This window comes from Klebsiella sp. 2019SCSN059, from assembly GCF_021739525.1.
In the GTDB taxonomy this organism is placed as follows: Bacteria; Pseudomonadota; Gammaproteobacteria; order Enterobacterales; family Enterobacteriaceae; genus Klebsiella; species Klebsiella quasipneumoniae.
In genome coordinates, this window is sequence record NZ_JAKKOM010000137.1 from 1 (window position 1) to 589 (window position 589).

Below are 589 nucleotides of genomic sequence, written 5' to 3' on the forward strand. Positions count from 1 at the left end.
GCTGTTACTAAGGAGAATATGGTGCATCCGGGAGGATTCGAACCTCCGACCGCTCGGTTCGTAGCCGAGTACTCTATCCAGCTGAGCTACGGATGCATCGGAATATCTAGTTTACTACAGAATTCATCTGAATAATCAGAGTCAGGCAAGAATGGTGCATCCGGGAGGATGACTCGTCTACGCCTCGCCCTACGGGCCGTCGCTTACGCAACGTTATCCCCCCTGGTACTGGCGAAAATTTCGCAGACCATGTAACAACGATATTGCTGTTACTAAGGAGAATATGGTGCATCCGGGAGGATTCGAACCTCCGACCGCTCGGTTCGTAGCCGAGTACTCTATCCAGCTGAGCTACGGATGCATCGGGAAACTTGCTTTATTACGCGTCAGTGTCACAACTAACACATGCCACACTGAGTATGACGGCCTAATCGGTAGAGTGACTCGATTATGCCTCGCACTGCGGGCCGCTGCTTTCACAGCGTTCTTCTCTCTTCATTCAGAAAGAAGATGGTGCATCCGGGAGGATTCGAACCTCCGACCGCTCGGTTCGTAGCCGAGTACTCTATCCAGCTGAGCTACGGATGCA

3 tRNA genes are annotated in these 589 nt (G+C 52.1%); all 3 read right to left on the reverse strand.

Features of this window, described 5'->3' with window-relative positions:
- Window positions 1–19: 19 nt before the first annotated feature.
- The 3 genes from L2I46_RS29300 to L2I46_RS29310 all read right to left on the reverse strand — a co-directional run bounded on the left by L2I46_RS29300 (window position 20) and on the right by L2I46_RS29310 (window position 588).
- Window positions 20–96, reverse strand: a tRNA-Arg gene (locus L2I46_RS29300).
- A gap of 188 nt (window positions 97–284) precedes the next feature.
- Window positions 285–361, reverse strand: a tRNA-Arg gene (locus tag L2I46_RS29305).
- 150 nt (window positions 362–511) lie between these two features.
- Window positions 512–588, reverse strand: a tRNA-Arg gene (locus L2I46_RS29310).
- Between the last annotated feature and the right edge of the window lies 1 nt (window position 589).